Annotated in this window: 14 protein-coding genes; 7 read left to right on the top strand and 7 right to left on the bottom strand. The window is 37.7% G+C overall.

Annotated features, from left to right (window positions below; all coding sequences use genetic code 11):
* Positions 1-63: 63 nt before the first annotated feature.
* On the top strand, positions 64-1,515 hold the full coding sequence (locus JEP71_RS01700; protein WP_196734528.1) for an AMP nucleosidase: 1,452 nt from the start codon (positions 64-66) through the stop codon (positions 1,513-1,515).
* 91 nt (positions 1,516-1,606) lie between these two features.
* On the opposite strand, the gene JEP71_RS01695 is transcribed toward JEP71_RS01700, so the two are convergent.
* Both JEP71_RS01695 and JEP71_RS01690 read right to left on the bottom strand, forming a co-directional pair.
* The gene (locus JEP71_RS01695; RefSeq protein WP_198619482.1) at positions 1,607-2,599 is read right to left on the bottom strand and encodes a tyrosine-type recombinase/integrase; all 993 of its coding nucleotides are present in this window, start codon (positions 2,597-2,599) and stop codon (positions 1,607-1,609) included.
* Between the two features lie 342 nt (positions 2,600-2,941).
* Positions 2,942-3,976, bottom strand: coding sequence for an isoaspartyl peptidase/L-asparaginase family protein (locus JEP71_RS01690; RefSeq protein WP_102086673.1), 1,035 nt, complete (start codon positions 3,974-3,976; stop codon positions 2,942-2,944).
* Between the two features lie 851 nt (positions 3,977-4,827).
* Between JEP71_RS01690 and JEP71_RS01685 the strand changes: the two genes are divergently transcribed.
* From JEP71_RS01685 to JEP71_RS01675, 3 genes are read left to right on the top strand one after another with little or no spacing between them, the layout of a single operon-like run.
* Positions 4,828-5,901 (top strand): HlyD family secretion protein, encoded by a 1,074-nt coding sequence (locus JEP71_RS01685; RefSeq protein WP_102086674.1) that lies wholly within the window; start codon positions 4,828-4,830, stop codon positions 5,899-5,901.
* A gap of 8 nt (positions 5,902-5,909) precedes the next feature.
* Positions 5,910-8,666 carry a ribosome-associated ATPase/putative transporter RbbA gene (gene rbbA / locus JEP71_RS01680; RefSeq protein WP_180949084.1) on the top strand — a complete coding sequence of 919 codons (2,757 nt, stop codon included), beginning with the start codon at positions 5,910-5,912 and terminating at the stop codon, positions 8,664-8,666.
* A complete protein-coding gene (locus JEP71_RS01675) occupies positions 8,667-9,794 on the top strand; it encodes an ABC transporter permease (protein WP_102086676.1) in 1,128 nt (375 codons plus the stop codon).
* A gap of 22 nt (positions 9,795-9,816) precedes the next feature.
* On the opposite strand, the gene kdpE is transcribed toward JEP71_RS01675, so the two are convergent.
* From kdpE to kdpA, 5 genes are read right to left on the bottom strand one after another with little or no spacing between them, the layout of a single operon-like run.
* The gene (kdpE, locus tag JEP71_RS01670) at positions 9,817-10,500 is read right to left on the bottom strand and encodes a two-component system response regulator KdpE (RefSeq protein ID WP_100158294.1); all 684 of its coding nucleotides are present in this window, start codon (positions 10,498-10,500) and stop codon (positions 9,817-9,819) included.
* A complete protein-coding gene (gene kdpD / locus JEP71_RS01665; RefSeq protein WP_198625650.1) occupies positions 10,497-13,217 on the bottom strand; it encodes a two-component system sensor histidine kinase KdpD in 2,721 nt (906 codons plus the stop codon). Before kdpD ends, kdpE begins: the two co-directional genes overlap by 4 nt.
* Position 13,218: 1 nt before the next feature.
* Positions 13,219-13,815, bottom strand: coding sequence for a potassium-transporting ATPase subunit KdpC (gene kdpC / locus JEP71_RS01660; RefSeq protein ID WP_102086679.1), 597 nt, complete (start codon positions 13,813-13,815; stop codon positions 13,219-13,221).
* Positions 13,816-13,825: 10 nt separating this feature from the next.
* Positions 13,826-15,883, bottom strand: a complete 2,058-nt coding sequence (gene kdpB / locus JEP71_RS01655; RefSeq protein WP_102086680.1) for a potassium-transporting ATPase subunit KdpB — start codon at positions 15,881-15,883, stop codon at positions 13,826-13,828.
* An 11-nt stretch (positions 15,884-15,894) separates the two neighbouring features.
* Entirely contained in the window at positions 15,895-17,598 is a 1,704-nt protein-coding gene (kdpA, locus tag JEP71_RS01650; RefSeq protein ID WP_198625649.1) for a potassium-transporting ATPase subunit KdpA, read from the bottom strand.
* A 297-nt stretch (positions 17,599-17,895) separates the two neighbouring features.
* Here kdpA and JEP71_RS01645 point away from each other — a divergent pair, with 297 nt between their 5' ends.
* The 3 genes from JEP71_RS01645 to JEP71_RS01635 are packed head-to-tail and all read left to right on the top strand — an operon-like array spanning position 17,896 to position 19,571.
* The gene (locus JEP71_RS01645; RefSeq protein WP_102086682.1) at positions 17,896-18,555 is read left to right on the top strand and encodes a DUF6088 family protein; all 660 of its coding nucleotides are present in this window, start codon (positions 17,896-17,898) and stop codon (positions 18,553-18,555) included.
* Positions 18,530-19,072: a nucleotidyl transferase AbiEii/AbiGii toxin family protein gene (locus tag JEP71_RS17635; RefSeq protein WP_198625648.1), complete on the top strand. Its 543-nt coding sequence runs from the start codon at positions 18,530-18,532 to the stop codon at positions 19,070-19,072. Before JEP71_RS01645 ends, JEP71_RS17635 begins: the two co-directional genes overlap by 26 nt.
* Positions 19,026-19,571: a nucleotidyl transferase AbiEii/AbiGii toxin family protein gene (locus tag JEP71_RS01635; protein ID WP_198625647.1), complete on the top strand. Its 546-nt coding sequence runs from the start codon at positions 19,026-19,028 to the stop codon at positions 19,569-19,571. The genes JEP71_RS17635 and JEP71_RS01635 overlap by 47 nt, the downstream gene beginning before the upstream one ends.
* Positions 19,572-19,597 lie beyond the last annotated feature (26 nt).

Below are 19,597 nucleotides of genomic sequence, written 5' to 3'. Positions count from 1 at the left end.
TATGGCATAGAGAAGCTTCTTGCTATTATGGTTATAAACCAATAATAAATAAGAGGCTCTTTTATGCCACAACCTCATAACCTAGAAATTCAAAGAATTATTAATGAGTTAAAACAACAATATCAAAATGCTGTTGATGCATTACGCAATGCCATTATTGATTATGTTCAAGATGGAAAATTACCAGATATAAAACAAAGAGCTGAAGGAATATTTGCTTACCCTCAATTAACTGTACATTGGTATGGTGAAGTTAAAACAGAAGATAAAACGCGTGCTTATGGTAGATTATCAAAATCAGGTAATTATTCTACCACGATTACTAATCCGGCTTTATTTGAAAATTATCTGTCAGAACAACTGCAACTTATTGCTGATGCTTACCATGCTACTTTTGAAGTAACTGCTTCAAAACAAGAAATTCCTTATCCTTTTGTCATTGATGGTACAGGCATTGGTTTTGATAGAAAGATGAGTGCCTCTTTAGCAAAATACTTTCCTACTACTGATTTGTCTAAAATTGGTGATGAAATTACCGATGGTTTAATCAGTGATAGGGATATTTTACCTCTTTCTCATTTTGATGCATTGCGTACTGATTTTTCACTGGCGCGTTTAAAACATTATACGGGTACATTACCTGAAGACGTTCAGCCCTATATTTTATACACAAATTATAATCGTTATGTTGATGAGTTTGTTCGTTGGGCTTGCGAACAAGTTGCAGATAAGAATAGCGCATATTGCGCACTCTCTTGTGCGGGATTTCAGCAAATTACGGCGGAAACCGTTGATCCTGAAAAGTTAATTTCTGATTTAACTTGGAAGAAATATCAAATGCCTGCCTATCATTTAATTGCTAAAGAAGGTCCCGGAATAACATTAGTGAATATTGGTGTTGGCCCTTCAAATGCGAAAACAATTTGCGATCACTTAGCGGTTTTACGCCCTCATGTTTGGTTAATGATTGGTCATTGTGGCGGGCTACGTGAAAGCCAGCAACTTGGTGATTATGTTTTGGCTCATGCTTATTTACGTGATGATCATATTTTAGATGACGTTTTACCTCCTGATATTCCTATCCCCAATATTGCGGAAGTACAACGTGCACTTTATGATGCGACGAAAATGATTAGTGGTAAACCAGGACATGAAATAAAACAGAGATTAAGAACGGGAACTGTTGTTACAACGGATGATCGCAACTGGGAATTACGTTTTTCCGTTTCAGCGAGAAGATTTAACTTAAGTCGCGCCGTCGCTGTTGATATGGAAAGTGCCACAATTGCTGCACAAGGTTATCGTTTTCGCGTTCCTTATGGCACCTTATTGTGTGTATCAGATAAACCGTTACATGGTGAAATTAAATTGCCTGGTCAGGCTAATCATTTTTATGAAGGTGCGGTATCAGAACATCTGCAAATTGGTATTCAAGCGATTGAGCTATTAAAAGAAGAAGAAGATAAATTACATTCTCGTAAGTTAAGAACGTTTAACGAACCACCTTTCAGATAAAATACAATAAAATAACAGCAAAATAGCATGTTATAAAAATAAGCTTAATTTAAATACCCAATTTAATTTATTAAATTGGGTATTTTTCAGACTAAAAACGTAAATGTCGAGCCGCTTTTCTTAGTCGATCATCTCCACGTCTATCATAACGCTGAGTTGTCATAATACTGGCATGTCCCATAGCATCTTTTACCGTGACAATATCTTCACCGTTATCAAGCATTGCTGAAGCAAAGGTTCTTCTCAAATCATGGGGAGCAAATTTATCAATACCACTTTCTTGTTGGCGTATTTCTAAAATATAGTAAATGGCTTGGTCTGTTATTCGCTCATCAGTAACATCATCGAACCGACGAATTCGAGTAAAAAGGGCGCCATCTTGAGTACCTCTTATTTCATCGATCCATAATTGAACACGATCCCAAGTATCATCAGGCATATAAGACATGCGTTCTTTATTACCTTTACCCCTGACAATAAAGGCTTGATCACGAAACTGAATATGTTCGTAATTTAGAGCCACAATTTCTGAGCGACGTAATCCACAACCTAATAGCACGCTTAATATTGCGGCATCTCTTAAACCTTTCGATGAATTGTCTTTTTCACAACTTCTAAATAAAGCACGGATTTCACTGCTAGTTAGTGCACGCCCTTTGGGTAACCGACTTCCTCTTACCGATTTAACTTGGCGGATATGCTGATAACTTTCAGTATCCATTTGTTTCATTGCCCAAGCTTCTAAAGCAACACCTTTTAAGGCAGCAAGATAAGTATTGATAGTGGCGGGGGCTTTATTGGCATCAGACAACATATCAATAATTGCTTGAATATGATGACGACGAAGTGCTCCCCATTGGCAATTTTTAAGAGATGAGAAACCGATCATTTTGGCAACAATAGTTAGAAACGATCCCATTGTTTGACGACTACGTTTTGAACCTAAACTCATTAAATATGCCATTGCAGGGTTAGTATGAGCAGGCGAGGTGAATGTTGCATTCAGATCCAATATTGCTTGTTTTTCAGACAACACTAGCGATGTTTCGGGTGTTAAATCCTGATCGTCGTGGTGAAATTCCACTGTGATTTCCTTATTAAATCAACATAACCATGATGAATATTCTAACAGATCCAAAAAAGAAAAAAGCTACTTTTTCAAAGGATCATTTTAATAAGTAGAATCGATCTTGTATGCTTTACCATCATATCGTTTATTAAATGAGCTTTTTTTGGGGGGTAATAATCGGAGCGCGTTAATGATAAAAATAATGTTAAATAGATTTAAGATAGAATGCAGGAAATAAGGGGGGAATAGGCTTATATTATGGGTTTCGTACCCAATGTTTTTATCTTTTTTCTTTTTAGAAAAGGAGAAGATCAAACATAAATATTGGGTACGAAATAGAAAAATAACCGTTTAAATTTACTCTTTATAAATGGCAACAACTGGCTTTCCATCATTACCAATCGTGCCACGATACATACCTTCAGAATTAAAACTCATTGTGTAGTTACCTGTTTTATCTAATACGATAACACCGCCACTACCATCAATCGCTTTAACTTCATCAAGTGCATTTTGAGCAGCTTCTTCTAAAGGTAAATTTTTATATTTAACTTGGGCTGCGATATTAAATGCCGTTAATGTTCTGATAAACATTTCACCAGATCCTGTTGCAGATACAGCAACGGTTTCATTATCAGCATAATTACCCGCACCAATAATTGGGGAATCACCAACTCGGCCATAACGCTTGTTTGTCATGCCTCCCGTCGAAGTTCCCGCTGCCAAGTTGCCATGTTGGTCAAGAGCAACTGCACCAACAGTGCCATATTTATAATCGTACATCATAGGATCAACAAAAAGAGCAGCTGTTTTACCATCATGGTCTAAAACGACTTGTTCTTTCTCTATTGCTTTTTGAAGTTGTTGCCAACGATGTTCAGTCCTAAAATAGGAAGGATCAACAATTGTAAGCCCTTGTTCTTTAGCAAAAAGATCAGCACCATTAGAAACCATCATAACATGTGGACTTTTTTCCATCACTGCAATAGCTGCGTTAATTGGATTTTTAACCGTAGTTACACCCGCAACAGCGCCAGCTTTACGGGTTTTACCATCCATAATAGAAGCATCAAGTTCATTACGACCATCATGGGTAAAAACGGCACCTTTCCCTGCATTAAATAAGGGGGAATCTTCCATCACATTAATGGATTTTTGAACAGCTTCTATGCTGGTACCTCCACTATTTAAAACAGCATATCCAGCATTTAATGCTTCAGTTAGTTTTTCTTTATATTCTTTTTCTTGTTCTGGTGTGATGGTGTCTTTAGTAATTGTTCCTGCACCACCATGAATTACAAGGCGAATAGGGGTATCAGTATTTGCGAAAACAGAGGTAGCAAACAGTGTGCAAAGTGTTATTGTAGCGAGTTTATACTTAATATTATTCATATAACCCTTCTTGTTTTTAATTAAAATTGACGTGGTATCATCATATGGATTTTACGATCTTGATCTTAAATTCTAATTAACTACATCAAAGTACTTTGATAACTAACTGCAATAATCACTATATAAAAAGTTTAAAGTGTAAGTGGTCTGAACACTCAACTTTCTTTTTAAATTATCGATCTTCATCATGTAATAGACTGATTTCGTTATTTTTTAAATGGAAAAGTTAATGGGGTGTATATTTTTAATGTTTCTTTGTTTAATTAAGATAATAAATATAAGACGTAGCTAATAGTATTTTTTTAAGAATAAAAATAATAATGTTATTTTTACTTTTTGTTTTTATTTTATATTATGAAATTTAAAATATAAAATTTATTAAATAATATAATAAATACAATTTTTGATAATTTTAAATTAGGGATAATTCGGTTATTAATTGGGGTTTTATCAAAAAATTAAGTTTTATTTTAATATTGATTAATATTTGATAACGTTTTGTTATTATTTCATTTGTATTTTAATGTAACGAAAACTAACTTTCTATATACAATTTGTGTGTTTCCTCGAATAATCAAAAATAGATGGTAGATTATGTGATAAAAGTACTACATTAATTTGGGTTAAGGCTCTATTATAATGACATAACATTTATAATTCATAAGGTTAGCTTTTAATATTTTATTTTTTTATAGTGAGTGCGTTAGCTTTATCAATACAAATGAACTATTTTTAAATATAAATAAAAAATAAAAATTAATACGTCTCATTATTTAACTATTTTCTTACATACAGCGGATAAACATATTTTTGGTATTCTTTTATGGCTAAAGGAAGGTTAAATAATTTATATGAAAAATCAAAAAAAGAGTCGTTTTTTTATTTATAGCATCATTCTTGTCGCGGTTGTTGCTGCGGGAATTTTTTGGTGGAAATCTCAAGCACCAACACTTCCTTCAGGATTTGCTCAAAGTAATGGGAGAATAGAAGCAACAGAAATCGATATTTCAACAAAGAGTCCGGGAAGAATAGACTCTATTTTAGTTCAAGAAGGTGATTTTGTTAAAGCGGGTGAAGTGTTAGCAAATATGGACACTCGAACACTTAAAGAACAACTTCATGAAGTTCAAGCTCAATTAAACCAAGCAAAAAGCAGTGTGGTCACTGCACAATCTGCATTATCACAACGTAAAAGTGAACAACTTGCAGCTCAGGCAGTTGTTCGTCAACGTATTGCGGAGCTTGATGCTGCACAAAAAAGACTTAATCGTTCTCGTGCATTAGTAAAAACTAATGCTATTTCTATTCAACAATTAGATGATGATATTGCAAGAACAGAAGGAGCAAGAGCGGCGGTTGAAGCAGCTAAGGCTCAAGAAACCGCAACCATTGCTGCAATAGAATCGGCAAAAGCGGGGATCATTCAAGCTAATACAAAAGTGGATGCTGCAACGGCAACCGAAAGACGCATCTTAGCAGAATTGGATGACAGTATTTTAAAAGCACCGCGTAATGGTCGTGTTCAGTATCGTGTCGCAGAGCCTGGTGAAGTTTTAGGCGCTGGCGGCCGTGTATTAAATATGGTCGATTTAAGTGATGTTTATATGACGTTCTTTTTACCAACAGAAGCCGCTGGTAAAGCTGCATTAGGAAGTGAAGTTCACATTATTTTAGATGCGGCACCTCATATCGTTATTCCTGCAAAAACAACCTACGTTGCTAGTGTCGCTCAATTTACACCAAAAACTGTTGAAACTGATAATGAACGATTAAAACTCATGTTTCGTGTAAGAGCGCGTATTGCACCTGAATTACTTGAAAAACACCTTGAATATGTCAAAACAGGATTACCGGGTCGTGCTTATATTAGATTAGATAATAACCAATCTTGGCCAACTGATTTAGAGGTGAAATTACCGCAATGAGTCAAACAATGAGAACGCAAAGTCATTCTCATATCATTGAATTGACTCATGTATCCCAACATTATGGCGATACCAAAGCGCTTGATGATGTGACATTGGCTATTCCTGCTGGAAAAATGGTCGGGCTAATTGGCCCTGATGGTGTAGGGAAATCGAGCTTGATCTCTCTTATTGCTGGTGCGAGAGAAATCCAAACTGGGCAAATAATTGTTTTAAACGGTGATATGAATGATGTTGAACACCGAAGAGCTGTTTGTCCTCGTATTGCTTATATGCCTCAAGGATTAGGTAAAAATCTTTATCACACACTTTCTGTTTTTGAAAATGTGGATTTTTTTGGTCGTTTATTTGGTCAATCAAAACAAGAGCGGGCAGAACGCATAAATGATTTACTTGAAAGTACGGGTTTAGCCCCATTCCGTGATAGGCCTGCGGGTAAACTTTCTGGAGGAATGAAACAAAAACTGGGTTTATGTTGTGCGCTTATTCACGATCCAGAGTTACTTATTCTCGATGAACCCACTACTGGGGTTGACCCGTTATCCCGCGCGCAATTTTGGGAATTAATTAATCGTATACGTAAGCGTCAAAAAAATATGAGCGTATTAGTAGCGACCGCTTATATGGAAGAAGCTGAACGTTTTGATTGGTTGGTTGCTATGGATGCCGGAAAAATATTAGCAACAGGCCATGCCGATGAATTAAAAGCCCAAACTCATACTGATGAACTAGAAGCTGCTTTTATCGAGTTATTGCCAGAAGAGAAAAAGAAAGATCATCAAAAAGTGATTATCCCTCCAAGAGATAAAAGTGACGATGATACTATCGCCATTGAAGCACAAGATTTAACCATGCGTTTTGGGCAATTTGTTGCAGTAGACCATGTAAGCTTTCGTATTCCTAAAGGAGAAATTTTTGGATTCTTAGGATCGAATGGTTGTGGTAAATCAACTACTATGAAAATGCTGACAGGTTTACTCGAAGCGAGTGAAGGGCGAGCTTGGTTATTTGGTCAAGAAGTTGATCCTAAAGATATTGAAACACGTCGTCGTGTTGGCTATATGTCTCAAGCATTTTCACTTTACAGTGAATTGACTGTACGACAAAACCTTGAATTACACGCCAAGCTTTTTCATATTCCAGAAGAGGAAATTCCTCAACGTGTTAGGGAAATGAGTGAGCGTTTTAATTTAACGGATGTTGAAGAAATAATGCCTGATGGTTTGCCATTAGGCATTCGTCAGCGTTTGTCGCTCGCCGTTGCTGTTATCCATAAACCTGAAATGTTGATATTGGATGAACCAACTTCAGGGGTTGATCCCATTGCGCGAGATATGTTCTGGAATTTGATGGTTGACCTATCAAGACGTGACGGTGTCACTATTTTTATCTCAACTCACTTTATGAATGAAGCGGCACGTTGTGACCGAATGTCGCTGATGCATGCTGGTAAAGTATTAGTCACAGATACACCTGAAAATTTAGTTAAAAATAGCCAATTTGATACGCTTGAAGAAGTCTTTATTGATTACCTTAAAAAGGCATCAGGTGAACAAGAGGCACCTGAACTTGATGAAAAAAGCCTACAACTTCCAGCATCTAGTCATGAAAGTGCAGAAAAAGCGTTAAAGCAACGATTTAGTTTACGGCGTTTATTTAGCTATAGTATTCGTGAAGGTATGGAATTACGCCGAGATCCGGTACGCCTTACTTTAGCGCTATTAGGTACGGTGATCTTGATGTTTATTATGGGTTACGGTATTAGTCTAGATGTAGAAAATCTACGCTTCGGTATTATGGATAGAGATAAAACAGGGTTAAGTCAGGCATATAGCCAAAACCTTTCAGGCTCTCGTTATTTTATTGAAAAGGCACCTATCACCGATTATGACCAACTGGAAAAGCGGTTGCGTAGTGGTGATATTACGGTTGCGATTGAAATTCCTCCTAACTTTGCGCGAGATGTTGCCAAAGGCCATACTGTAAAAATAGGTGTCTGGATTGATGGCGCAATGCCTAATCGGGCTGAAACTGTTCGCGGTTATATTCAGGCAATGCATACAACATGGATGCTTGATATGGCTATGCGTCAACCAACTAATGTGGTTGATAAATTATCACCTATTAATATAGAAACCCGTTATCGCTATAATCCTGATGTAAAAAGTTTACCCGCCATTGTACCAGCAGTTATTCCACTGTTATTGATGATGATCCCTGCAATGTTAAGTGCATTGAGTGTCGTTCGTGAAAAAGAGCTGGGTTCTATTATTAATCTTTATGTTACACCTATCACCAAAGCAGAATTTTTGCTAGGCAAGCAATTTCCTTACATCTTGTTGGGTATGTTTAACTTTTTTATGCTCTGTGCGCTTTCTGTCTTTGTGTTTGGGGTAAGTTTTAAAGGGAGTATGTTAACGCTTTCTTTAGGTGCATTACTCTATATCACCATTGCTACTGGAATGGGATTACTCATTTCTTGCTTTATGAAAAGTCAGATTGCAGCCATTTTTGGTACTTCAATTATTACCTTAATTCCAGCAACACAATTTTCAGGAATGATTGATCCTGTTTCGTCACTGGAAGGTATAGGTAAATGGATAGGGCATATTTATCCTACATCTCACTTTTTAACTATCTCAAGAGGAACATTCTCTAAGGGATTAAACCTTTTTGATTTACCTTGGTCTTTTATTCCTTTGCTTATCACTATCCCAATTGTTATTGGGTTGAGTATCTTTTTCTTGAAAAAGCAGGAGGCTTAAATGTGGCGCACAATTCAAAATGTGTTTAATTTAGGCGTAAAAGAGCTACGTAGTCTCTCTCGTGATAAAGCGATGTTGGCGTTAATTGTGTTTGCTTTTACTGTGTCTATTTATTCATCAGCAACTGTTACACCCGGTTCGTTGCATCACGCGCCGATTGCTGTTGCTGATCAAGATAAATCTCAGCTATCTGCACGTATTGTAAATAGTTTTTATATGCCTTATTTCTTACCTCCAGCTGAGATTACTCCTGAGCAAATTGATGGTTTATTAGATAGAGGAGCTTATACCTTTGCACTCGATATTCCGCCTAATTTTCAGCGTGATCTCTTAGCAGGTCGAAAACCTGAAATACAAGTTAATATTGATGCAACGAGAATGAGCCAAGCTTTTTTAGGTAATAGCTATATTCAAAATATTGTAATGGGTGAAGCAAAAACCTTTTTAGCGAAAAATAGAACCAACGATCCACTGCCTGTTGATTTGGAAGTTAGAATGAGTTTCAACCCGAATCTGACACAATCTTGGTTTGGTTCTGTTATGGCAATTATCAATAATATCACTATGTTATCGATAGTATTAACAGGAGCAGCATTAATAAGAGAGCGAGAGCATGGCACCATTGAGCACTTACTGGTTATGCCTGTAACTCCCTTTGAAATCATGCTTTCTAAGATATGGTCAATGGGATTGGTTGTATTATTGGCATCAGCTATGTCGCTGGTCTTAGTCGTGAAATCTTTACTTCATGTTCCTATCGAAGGTTCTGTTCTACTGTTTATGTGTGGTGTTGCTTTAAGCTTATTTGCGACAACCTCAATAGGCATTTTTTTAGGAACAATGGCTCGCTCAATGCCTCAATTTGGTTTATTGATGATTATGGTATTGTTGCCATTAAATATGTTATCAGGAGGGATGACATCACGAGAAAGTATGCCCCAGTTTGTACAGGATGTAATGCAAACAATGCCAACTACACACTTTGTTAGCTTAGCTCAGGCTATTTTATATCGTGGTGCTGACTTCTCGATTGTGTGGCCACAATTCATTATCTTAATTGTTATTGGCTCTGTGTTTTTTTCATTAGCATTATTACGTTTTAGAAAAACCATTTCGGCAATGGCTTAATGTCATTATGTTATAGAAAATATTAAGGCATAAATCGATAGCCGATCCCCGTTTCTGTCATTAAATGCACTGGACATGCGGGATCGGTTTCTAGTTTTTGGCGTAAATGTCCCATATAAATGCGCAAATAGTGACTGTGTTCAACGAAATTTGGTCCCCAAACATGTTGCATTAAATGCCGTTGAGTAAGCACTTTACCGCTGTTATTAACCAATTCGCTTAGCAAACGAAATTCTGTTGGTGTTAAATGAACGGGTTCATTTTGACGAGTAACAATACGATTAACCCAATCAATTGTAATATCGCCAAACGTAAATTGTGTGCTCTGTGTTTCTTGTTTAACAAAACGGCGTAGTGATGCTCTGACTCTGGCGAGTAGTTCACTGATGCCAAAGGGTTTAGTCAGATAGTCGTCCGCTCCTGCATCAAGCGCTTTCACTTTATCTTGTTCCGAATCTCGCGCTGAAAGTACGATAACGGGTGTACTACTCCATTGGCGAAAGTCTTGAATAAAACACAGCCCATCTTTATCAGGTAAACCCAGATCAAGAATGACTAAATCAGGTTTTCTTGATGCGGCTTCAATTAACCCACGTTGACATTCATTGGCTTCATAAACACGAAATCCTTCGTTCTCTAAAGCAAGCCGAACAAAGCGTAAGATCTCTTTTTCATCTTCAATAATTAAAATGTTATATGGAGTCACTGTTTTATTTCAATCTCATCAATATCAGGGAGTGATTTTAAAGGTAAAACAAAGTGGAAACTTGCTCCACCTTTTTTATGGTTTTCCGACAAATTAAGGTTTTCAGCCCAGATTTCACCTTCATGTAAGCGAATAATCGCGCTACATATTGCTAGACCTAATCCAACACCAGGAATTGCGGATTCTTTTACTGCGCGTGAAAATTTATTAAAAATAAGTTGTAGTTGGTCAGTTGGAATACCATCGCCTTCATCCCACACTTCAACATGAATTTTAGAAGCTTCAATATAGGCTCTTACTCCAATCTTTGTGCTTGATGTCGTATATTTCACTGCATTTTCAAGTAAGTTCGTGATAACTCGTTCAATTAAATTACCATCGCAATAGAGCAATAAATCAGCGGAAATATCAATTTCTAATGGATGTTTTTCAAGTAAATAAGAGAGAGAACGAATGGCACTTCCTGTAATTTCTTGCAACGAATTCCATTGTAAATTCACTTGAATGCCGCCAGATTGAATACGTGCCATATCAAGTAAATTATTGACCAAGCGTGAGGTGGTAAGGATCTGTTGTCGAATTTGGCTAACTTGTTCTGTATGAGATGAACCTTCAGCGCTTAAATCGAGAAGTAAAATCTCTGATTGTCCAAAAAGAACAGTAAGCGGTGTTTTTAAATCATGAGAAAGCGCAGCCAATAATGCATTTCTTAATTGTTCTCGTTCGATGTTAATTCGAGATTGTTCTGCAATTTCAGCCTGTTGTAATCTCTCGAGTGCATTAGCAATCAAACCATTAAAAGTTTGCAATAGCTGCTGTTGTTCAGGTATCAGCAGTTGGCGAAGATTATTCGGTTCAATCGCTAAAATAGCTAAAACTTGTTGAGATGCTGTAATCGGATGCAATTGATAAGGCACACTTGGCAGAGTATCTGTGCCTGCACCAGCAATTTGGTCTTTATCACAACACCAACGTGCAATTGCATTATCAATAGGTAAATGCCCCATACCTTGCGCATAAAAAGGTGTTAATTCACCTTGTTTGTTGGGAAGCAATAAGCAAACTTTGGCATCAAACGCACTTGATAAAAAATGGTAACTGGTACGAACAACGTCTTGTAACGTTACCGCTCGACCCAGTTCTCTTGTCATTTCAAATAAGTGGCGAGTGCGTTGTTCTCGATAACGGGCGACACGAGTTTGATAACGCATACCCGCAGTTAAATTACCGACCACTAATCCTACAATAAGCATGACGGTGAAAGTGATCAAATATTGCATGTCGAGTACAGCGAGTGAAAAGTGGGGCTGTACAAAAAATAAGTCAAAACTAATAACGTTGATTAATGCTGCAAAAATAGAAGGACGACGACCAAAAAAGAGTGCAATTAATACAACACCCAATAAATAGAGTGTCACTAAGTTGGCTTTATCAAGGGCTAATAGAAATGTGCGAGAGAATAAGGTTATCGCTAAACATAATCCAATCGCTGTTAAATAGCCTTTTATCTCTTGTCGCCATTTATCATTTTGCAGTGGTGCTGTTTTGGTTTTATAACGAATGTCCTCATCATTGAGAGCAACACTAATAACATGGAGGTCGGGTGCATAACGTGCTAATTTTTCTGCAAAACGCATCCGTATCCAACGTTTTAACCATTGCCATTTTTGGTAAGCACGTTGACCAATAATCACTTTTCCAAGATTATGCTCTCTGGCGTAGCGGATCACCGCTTTTTCAGCTTGATTATCAGAAAGGATCGCGGTTCTTGCACCTAGATGTTGTGCCAGTTTTAGCGAGTGTAAAATAGCTCGACGTTTATGCTCTCCAATTTGATGAAGCTTAGGGGTTTCAACATAAATAGCATGCCATTGGCAACCAAAAGCGGCAGCATAACGCGCTGCCGTGCGAACTAATTTGTCGTTACCGCCATGAGCACCAAGGCATACCATCAGACTATCTGTGGTGTGCCAAACAGGAGCCGTTCCTTGGCTATCTCGAAACTCTTTAACTTGTGTATCAACTCTATCTGCCATACGGCGTAAAGCTAATTCTCGTAGTGCGATTAAATTACCTTTACGAAAAAAGTGTTCGATGGCCCGTTCTGCTTGTCCAGCTAGATATACTTTGCCTTCATGCAACCGTTGTTGTAGATCATCAGGCGGTAAATCCACCATAACCACTTCATCAGCACTATCAAAAATATAGTCAGGGATCGTCTCTTGGACACGAATTCCTGTAATACTTCCCACGATATCATTAAGACTTTCAATGTGTTGCACATTTATTGTGGCAAGTACATCAATACCTGCATCCAACAGCTCTTCCACATCTTGCCAACGCTTAGGATGCCGGCATTTATGAGGGTTACTAAATGCCAGCTCATCCATTAAGATCACCGCTGGGTGTCTGGCTAATGCGGCATCTAAATCAAATGCGACAAGCTTTCTACCATGATGATGAATACGTTGTGGCGGCAATAAAGGTAATCCGTGAAGTAATGCCGCCGTTTCTTGTCTTTGGTGCGTTTCGACAACACCAGCAAGCACATCAATACCTTGCTGGTGGAGGCGTTGAGCTTCTTGCAACATGGTGTAAGTTTTCCCTACACCTGCACAAGCCCCAAAAAATATTTTTAGTCGTCCACGAGTTGTTGTTCGCGTTGAAGCGAGTAAATCATCGGGTGAGGGACGTTGCCATTGTTGGTCATGTTCCATTTTATTGAACACTCACTCTTTTATGTTTTTCTGCACTTAATCTATCAAGTGCCTGATTAAGCTTAAAGACATTAATCACAGGCTCACCTAAAAATGAGATTAATGGTGTTGTCGTATTCTCTTTTATTAATTGCTTAATCTCATCCTTAGTGAGTTGACGAGAATGTGCAATATTTTCAACTTGGTAATAGGCCGCTTGTAATGAAATATGAGGATCAAGTCCACTCCCTGATGCGGTCACTAAATCAACAGGAACAGCCTGATCATTATCAACCGCTTTTTGCCACATTTGAACGCGTTTCGTGACCTCATTAAGCAATAATGGATTTGAAGATGCTAATTGGCTAGCGCCTGAAGCCATGCTGTTATAGGGCATTTCTGACGTCATTGATGGACGACTTTTAAAATAATCATCCCGTGTAAATTGTTGCCCAATAAATTCAGATCCAATGAGCTTGTTATCTTGATAAACCAATGAACCATTCGCTTGCCATGGGAAAATAAGATTGGCTAATCCTGTAACAAGCAAAGGATAGGCGAGTCCGGTTATTAATGTGAGTAATAATAACATTACTAAGGATGAACGAAATAGATGCATATAGAGCTCCTTAAAACCCAATAAACGCTAAGATCATATCGATGATTTTAATGCCAATAAAAGGGACTAATAATCCGCTGATCCCATATAAAGAGAGGTTACGGCGCAATAATGAATGCGCAGAAACAGGGCGATAATGCACACCTTTAAGGGCAAGAGGGATCAAAAAGACAATGATTAAGGCATTAAAAATAACCGCAGATAGCATGGCAGATGCTGGTGAGTGTAAGTTCATGACATTAAGCATGTTGAGCTGTGGGTAGGTGACAGCGAAAGCCGCAGGAATAATGGCGAAGTATTTGGCGATATCGTTGGAAATACTAAATGTGGTTAAAGCGCCCCGTGTCATTAGCATTTGTTTACCAATATGCACAACTTCGATTAATTTTGTTGGATTAGAGTCTAAATCGACCATATTTCCCGCTTCTTTGGCAGCTTGAGTGCCTGAATTCATGGCAACAGCGACATCCGCTTGCGCCAAAGCTGGAGCATCATTAGTACCGTCACCCGTCATTGCGACTAATCGACCTTCTGATTGATATTGGCGAATTAATGCCAGTTTTGCTTCAGGTGTTGCTTCAGCCAGAAAATCATCAACACCAGATTCTGCTGCGATAGCCGCCGCCGTAAGATGATTATCACCGGTGATCATGACGGTTTTTATACCCATTTGGCGAAGTTGAGCAAAGCGCTCTTTAATTCCACCTTTCACAATATCTTTAAGTTCAACAACACCTAAAATTTTCTGATTTTCCACTACCACCAGCGGTGTTCCTCCGGATCTCGCTACTTGCTCAACTATCGCGGTGACTTCATCAGGAAAATGGCCGTGACTGACTTCAATATGGCGACGAATAGCATCAACGGAACCTTTGCGGATCAAGCGCTCTCCTAAATTGACACCACTCATTCTTGTCATTGCAGAGAAGGGAATAAAAGAAGCTCCAATTGATGCTAAATCACGTTCGCGCAAATTAAAACGCTGTTTAGCGAGGATCACAATACTTCTGCCTTCGGGCGTTTCATCTGCAAGCGAGCTTAATTGTGCTGCATCAGCAAGTTGTTTTTCGCTAATACCCGAAAGAGGGATAAAACGAGAAGCTTGACGGTTACCGAGTGTAATCGTGCCTGTTTTATCAAGAAGTAAGACATCAACATCACCGGCGGCTTCAACAGCACGCCCACTGGTTGCAATCACATTGGCATCTAACATGCGGCTCATTCCCGCCACACCAATTGATGAAAGCAAGCCGCCAATCGTTGTGGGAATAAGACACACCAACAAAGCAATTAAAGTGACAACAGAAATAACCTCACCATGACCTTGAAATTCGACAGCAAACACACTAAATGGATAAAGTGTTATACAAGCCAATAAGAAAATCAGCGTCAGTGCAGTTAATAAGATGGTCAAAGCAACTTCATTCGGCGTCTTTCTACGCTTTGCACCTTCTACCATTCCAATCATGCGGTCGAGAAATGAATTACCTGCCTCAGCAGTGCAGCGAATAATCAGCCAATCTGACAATACTCGAGTGCCACCAGTCACAGAAGAAAAATCGCCACCTGATTCACGAATAACAGGTGCTGATTCACCCGTAATCGCACTTTCATCAACAGAAGCACCACCTTCAATGACTTCACCATCACAAGGAATAGTTTCGCCAGCGTTGACTAAAACGATATCACCTTTATGCAATGAGAAAGAGTCAACGGTTTCTTTCGAGGCATTAATGTCTGCATGATGTAAACGTATCGCTTTGGATTGTTGTTTAGCACCTCGTAAGCTAGCAGCTTGTGCTTTGCTTCGACTTTCTGCTAATGATTCAGCGAAATTGGCAAATAGCAATGTCACCCATAACCAAAACATGACTTGTGAAGTAAAGTGATTATCATCAGGAAGATAACCTAACAGTGAAGCAATCCAAATTCCGGTAGTTAAGAGCGCACCCACATAAACAATAAACATAACGGGGTTACGCCATTGTGCTTGAGGCGTACATTTTTTTATCGCATCAAAGAAAGCCGATATCACAGTTTTTCTGTCAAATAGTTGAGTTTTTTTCATGATACGTTTCCTTATTTAGCCCAGAACAGCTGTAGGTGTTCTGCAATAGGGCCAAGTGCTAATGCCGGAACAAAAGTTAAAGCGCCGATCATTAATACAGTGAGGATCAATAACAAAATAAATAGCGGTGAAGTGGTAGAGAGTGTTGCCAAGCTTTCTGGCTGACGCTTTTTCACGGCTAAACTACCTGCGATAGCTAAAACAGGTAACATGACACCAAAGCGACCAATCAACATGGAAAGCCCTAATAATAGATTGTAAAAAGGTGAGGTGGCATTAAGCCCAGCAAAAGCACTACCGTTATTATTAGCAGCAGAAGTAAAGGCATATAACACTTCACTAAAGCCATGAGGACCTGGATTTAAAATGGCTTCACGACCAACATCAGTAAATAAGGCGAGGGTTGTACCTAATAAAACAACGGCAGGAGAAATTAAAATAGCAACCGCTACCCATTTCATTTCGGCAACACCAATCTTTTTACCAAGGTATTCAGGTGCTCGACCAACCATTAATCCAGCGATAAACACCGCTAATAATACATAGAGGATCATGCCGTAAAATCCTGATCCTACACCACCAAATACCACTTCTCCTGTTTGCATTAACCACATTGGCACCATGCCACCTAAAGCGGTTAATGAGTCATGCATGGCATTAACTGCACCACAAGATGCTGCTGTTGTGACAGCAACAAAAATAGCGCTACCTATTATGCCAAAGCGCGTTTCTTTGCCTTCCATATTCAGCGAGCTATCTGTACCAGCAAAGATAAATTCTGGATTTCCTTGCCATTCAGCCCAAGTGACCACAATAACAGCAACAATAAAAATTAACGTCATAGCCCAAAGTAAGGTATGACCTTGGCGTTGTGCTCCACTTAAACGACCAAAAGCAAAACATAAGGCAGTAGGAATAAGAAATATGGCAAGTATCTGCAAGAAGTTACTTAATGATGTTGGATTTTCGTAAGGATGGGCAGAGTTTGCCGCGAAATAGCCACCGCCATTTGTTCCTAATAATTTAATGGCTTCTTGAGAAGCAACTGGCCCCATAGGTAACCATTGCTGTTGACCATCAAGACCTTGGCTTAATACCGCTGGGTGAAAGTTTTGTATTACCCCTTGGCTGACAAATAACAGTGACCAAACAATTGATAAAGGGAGTAGGACATATAATGTAATGCGCCCAATATCGACCCATGCATTCCCTAATGAGGAACAAGAGGACTGTGTTAGCGCTCTAATTAAAACAAAAGCGACAGCAATACCCGTTGTTGCAGATAAGAAGTTTTGCACCGCAAGCCCTGTCATTTGGCTTAAATAACTCACTGCGGTTTCACCGCTGTAAGCTTGCCAATTAGTATTAGTGATAAAGCTAATTGTGGTATTTAACGCTAAGTCCCAATTCATATTAGATGCAAATTGAGGGTTTAAAGGTAAATACCCTTGGTTAAGCAGTATGACAAATAATAGAATTGCGCCCATTAAGTTAAAAATAAGTAGGGCAAGCATATAGTGATACCAGCTCATCGGCTGGATTGCTTTTCCCGCGGGCTTAAAACCACAACAACGCCAAATAACATGTTCGGTTTGAGTAACCCAATGAGGTAAGTCACCTTCAATAAGGCGAGCTAAATAATGTCCAAGCATTTTCCCCATCACTAATAATGTGATCAGAAAAACAGCAAGATAGATCAACATCGTTGTTGCCATTTTTAAAATGCCTCTGCGTGGAATAACACATAGATAAGATAAGCAGTGAGCAAAACAACTAACGTCACAGCACCGAATATCAGCATCAGAACAATCCTTTTACTATTTAGATTGAGTGAGCGTACTGAATGGGCTGTAAAGATGTTGATAAAAGAGAGGTGAGAAGTGTAAAAAAAGTATAAAAATAGCTATTAATAAAACACATTAATAACTGTCATAACATGACAAGTTAAACTGTCAACTAATGACAATACTTTGAACTTTATGTATGCTTTATATACAGAAATAGGAGGAGTTATGAGGATCAATATTGCACATTCAGTGCGTCAATATGTTACCCATCAACGATTCGGAAAAGTATTTACTTTTGAGCAAATTATTGATCGTAAAAAATTGATATCTAAAGCTAATGCAGTTTCTGCAGAGATGGTTAGGCTAATGTCTGAAGGTGTTGTTAAGCGAGTGGGTAAAGGAACTTATTATCGCCCTAAAGTATCACGTTTTGGCGAAATTCCCGTAGATCCTGAAGAGGTTATTAAAACAATAACATCAACCAAAAAAGCAGAGTATGTATTGGCATCAACTTCAGCAATGAATGCTTTAGGTTTAAGTACACAATTACCTATGGTGTATAAATATTTTGTCACAGCGAGAATAAGAACAGATTTTTATCATCTACCAATAAAACTTGAATACAAAGAATCTTTGGGTAAATTTACTAAGCACCTTCATATTCAAAATATTGACGATCGTAAAAATGCATTACTGTTATGGTCATGTTTAACTGGCCTTAATGCAAACAATTTTGAAAAATATGAAGATAAGATCCACTATATATTTATTTCATTATTATCGTTAGATGCTCAGCAAGCATTCTTGCAAGCACTTCCTAAATCTATGGAATGGATTACGGTAAAATTAGAAAATAAAAATGAATCAATTTATTCAATTAAGTAATAAAGAGCGAGAAGAGGCATTATTAGCAGCATCCTTATCTCATTCAGAAAAATTACCAGCATTTATCATTGAAAAGGATTTTTGGATATGTCAAATATTAAAAATCATCTTTACTGTCATTGAGCCTAAATTAGGATGTGTAGAACCTGCATTAATATTTAAAGGTGGAACGAGTTTATCAAAATGCTTTAATCTAATAAATAGAATGTCTGAAGATATTGATCTCTCTTTTTCATTAGAGCTATTAGAGTGTAGCAATACTGTTCCAAACAATAATGCAAAGAATAAGATTATCGATTCATTTATTTCCTATATGGCTAGGAAATCTAAAATGTTTGTTGAGGAAATATTAACTCCAGAATTAAAAAATAACCTTAGTTTATTAGATAATAATATTAGAATTGAAATAGAGAGTCAGTTTCCTCTTAACCTAGCTATTTATTATCCACAGAGTTTGCCAAAAGAACATTATGCTAATACCTCGCGTTCTATTAGAAACAGGCGGTCGTTCAAATAATCATCCAATTGAACATATACATATTAACCATATGCTGGGTGATTGTATAAGTTTTTTTAAAGAAGAGAAATTTAATGTTATTGCATTAAAACCAGAAAGAACAGTTGTAGAAAAAATGTATGCTACTCATGAACTCATTCTTAAAAGTGAAAAACGAAATGGCGTTAAATTAGCTAATAAATATGCGCGTCATCTTTACGATATTTGGATGATTTATGAAAACGATAAAGAAAATTGCTTTAATATAAAGCTACATAGAGATAATTTAATTTTCCAAAGGCTATTTTACAGAAAAAGCCAAGATGCATGTTGTCCTAAATTTAGTGGGAAATTTAGATTAGTGCCTACAGGTGAGCTATATAAATTATATAAAAAAGATTGGAATAATATGGACGATCTTTTTCCAAATGCTCAGTTGCCTTGGGGGTTTGATGAAATGATAGAAAAAATGACAGTGATTGAATTAGAATTAAATAAAAGATTAAATAAATTTCTATAGCTCTTAAAATAATAAACCAGCCATTA

This window comes from Proteus sp. PR00224 (assembly GCF_016238105.1).
Taxonomy (GTDB): domain Bacteria; phylum Pseudomonadota; class Gammaproteobacteria; order Enterobacterales; family Enterobacteriaceae; genus Proteus.
This window is presented reverse-complemented; position numbering and strand designations above follow the sequence as displayed.